Here is a 2,717-nt window from a genome sequence, read left to right as displayed (position 1 = left end):
AACCCGGCCAGTCCAGGTTGATCGCGACCGTGCCGGACGCAAAACCCTGGCCGAGGTCGTCCCAGAGATAGTTGGTCGTGCCGGCCGGAACGGCCTTTGCCTCGTACAGGTCCACGAACCAGTTCAGCGCGCGAACCCCTGCTTCGGAGTTGAAGGCCGGACGGCCGTCGGCGTCCAGATACTCACCGCCCTCGGCGCGCAGCATTTCGTAGAAACGGCCGTTGATCGCCTCTTCCTTGCCGGCATACTGAGTGCCGTAGAAGTCCGGCGGATTGGCGAAGAACTTCGCCTGATCGGTCACCTGCTCCCAGGTGTCCGGCGGAGCGAGATCATAGCCGTATTTCTCCTTGAACGCGGCCTTGTTGTCTTCGTCCTCGTACAGGCTCTTCTGGTAGTAGAGCGCCGAGACGTCGAACTGCGCGCGCGGCAGCATCACCAGTTTGCCGTCCAGCGTCGAGGCCGAAATGTTCGCGTCGACAAATGCGTCGATCTCTTCCTTCGGCAGCAGGGCGTTCAGGTCGGTGTAGATGCCCGGATACTGCGGAGCGAATGACGAGTGGTTCGAGCCCACGCACCAGTTGACCGCACCTACGGCGATATCGGACTTGATCTCCTTGTCGAGATCGAAGTGGTTCTTTTTCGAGATGACGTTGACCGTGGCGCCGGTCGCCTCTTCCCATTCCGCAATGCGCGAATAGAGGTTTTCGTACTGCTGACCGCCGATCAGCTTGGCATCGATGGTGACACCTTCGAATTTGCCCGGCAATTCCTGCGCGAGCGCAGTTCCGCCGGCAACCAATGCGAGGACGCCGGCAGACACGCCGGCCAGTAGCTTGTTCATGAGCCTCCTCCCGAGACATTTGTGCATGATGGACGAAACGCCCAAACCCTCACTGATGAGTGGTTCATTCATATACAAACACCTTCTTCACTGACGGTCAAGGCGTTCTTCGATTGTTTTCCGCCTGCTTTGTGCGTATATGAATGGCCGCATTCATGGAGAAAACATGGAACAGGAAGACGATCGCTACAGGGCCCCCGCCCTCGACAAGGGTCTCGATATCCTGGAACTCCTTGCTCAGATCGATGGCGGCCTGACCCAGGCGGAAATCGCAAAAAGCCTCGGCCGCAGCCCCAACGAATTTTACCGTATGCTCGACCGCCTCGTGAGGCGGGGCTACGTCGCCCGCATCGATGGCGACCGTTTCTCGCTGACACTCAAACTGTTCGGTCTCGCCCAGTCGCACGCGCCGGTGCGGCGCCTGGTCTCGTTCGCAACGCCCTTTATGCGCGAACTCGCCGAGGAGACACGCCAGGCAAACCAGTTGGCAGTCTTCGACCGCGGTTCGGTCGTCGTCGTCGCGCAGCAGGAGGCACCCGGCTACTGGGGCATTTCCATCCGGGTAGGCTCGAATATCAGTCTGTATGACACCGGCTCCGGCCACGTTCTCCTGGCCTTCAGGTCGCAGGAGGAGCGACTGATGATGATCAACGAGTATTCCCGCAGCACCGAACATCCCAGCATGGCAAAAGAGTTTTTCGACCGTCTCGACCAGATCCGCGAGCGCGGCTACGAGATGATGCCGAGCGCGCAGACTGCGGGTGTCTACAATCTGTCGGCGCCAATTCTCGGCCCTGACGGACGCTCCATAGCGGCACTGACGATACCCTACATCACGCTTGTGAACGTGCCCCAGGCTCCCGACATTACCGAGACGCTGGAAATGCTCACCAGGACGACCCGGCAGCTTTCGGAACTGGCCGGAACGGAAGCAAAAGCGACGGCCTGAATTCTTATTTGAATAATCTATTCTCCTGTGGGAGCATATCGGCGATACGGTTCGCGAGGAGGAAGCACCATGATCGTCGACACCCATCTGCACGTCATCGACCAGGCGGCCCTCGATTATCCGTGGCTCGCGAGCGTGGAGCCGCTCAACCGGAACTGGACCTACGACGACTACGAGCGCGACGCGCGGCGGGCCGGCATCGACGCGACATTCCACATGGAAGTCGACGTCGCGCCGGAGAGGATCGAGGACGAGACGGCCTATGTCGGCACGCTTGCCGACCGCACGGACAGCCTGATCGTCGCGGCCATCGCGTCCTGCCGTCCGGAAGAGGAGGGTTTCGCGGCCTATCTGGAGCGTCAGCAGGCCAATCCGCTGGTCAAAGGATTTCGCCGCGTGCTTCACGTCATGCCCGACGAACTCTCGGAGCAGCCGCTGTTTCGCGAGAACCTGAAGCGTCTCGGCGGCACCGGCCTGACCTTCGATCTCTGCGTACTGCCGCGCCAGCTGGACAAGGCGATCGCCCTTGCCGATCTCGCGCCGGACGTCACCTTCATCCTCGACCATTGCGGCGTGCCGGATATTGCGGGCGATGCGCGCCAGCCCTGGAAAGACCTCGTCGGTGAAATCGCGAAACGACAGAACGTTATCGCCAAGATCTCGGGCGTAGTCGCCTATGCGAACGCCGACACGTGGATCGCGGAAACGCTCCGGCCATGGGTGGAACACACCATAGGCGCCTTCGGCTGGGACCGTGTTGTCTGGGGCAGCGACTGGCCGGTCTGCACGCTGGGCGGCGGCCTGATGGCGTGGGTCGCGGCGACCCACGCGCTGATGGAAGGCGCGAGCGAGGATGAGCGCCGCAAGCTCTATTCCGAAAATGCCAGGCGCATCTGGAACATTTAAGGCGGATCAGCCGAAGCTTCT

At 61.1% G+C, this 2,717-nt stretch carries 2 protein-coding genes and 1 pseudogene; 2 read left to right on the top strand and 1 reads right to left on the bottom strand.

Annotation, left to right across the window (positions count from 1 at the left end):
• Positions 1 to 841, bottom strand: a pseudogene (locus tag QZ638_RS23165) (sugar ABC transporter substrate-binding protein); the annotation flags it as partial.
• 166 nt (positions 842 to 1,007) lie between these two features.
• Here QZ638_RS23165 and QZ638_RS23160 point away from each other — a divergent pair.
• Both QZ638_RS23160 and QZ638_RS23155 read left to right on the top strand, forming a co-directional pair.
• Positions 1,008 to 1,790: an IclR family transcriptional regulator gene (locus tag QZ638_RS23160; RefSeq protein ID WP_295815102.1), complete on the top strand. Its 783-nt coding sequence runs from the start codon at positions 1,008 to 1,010 to the stop codon at positions 1,788 to 1,790.
• A 69-nt stretch (positions 1,791 to 1,859) separates the two neighbouring features.
• Positions 1,860 to 2,696 carry an amidohydrolase gene (locus QZ638_RS23155; RefSeq protein WP_295815100.1) on the top strand — a complete coding sequence of 279 codons (837 nt, stop codon included), beginning with the start codon at positions 1,860 to 1,862 and terminating at the stop codon, positions 2,694 to 2,696.
• Positions 2,697 to 2,717: the final 21 nt, after the last annotated feature.

The organism is uncultured Nitratireductor sp. (genome assembly GCF_913053745.1).
Classification (GTDB): Bacteria; Pseudomonadota; Alphaproteobacteria; order Rhizobiales; family Rhizobiaceae; genus Nitratireductor.
This window is presented reverse-complemented; position numbering and strand designations above follow the sequence as displayed.

Excerpts from the sequence above, each read along its gene's own strand:
- QZ638_RS23160 (WP_295815102.1), top strand. The coding sequence starts at position 1,008 with ATGGAACAGGAAGACGATCGCTACAGGGCCCCCGCCCTCGACAAGGGT.
- QZ638_RS23155 (WP_295815100.1), top strand. The coding sequence starts at position 1,860 with ATGATCGTCGACACCCATCTGCACGTCATCGACCAGGCGGCCCTCGAT.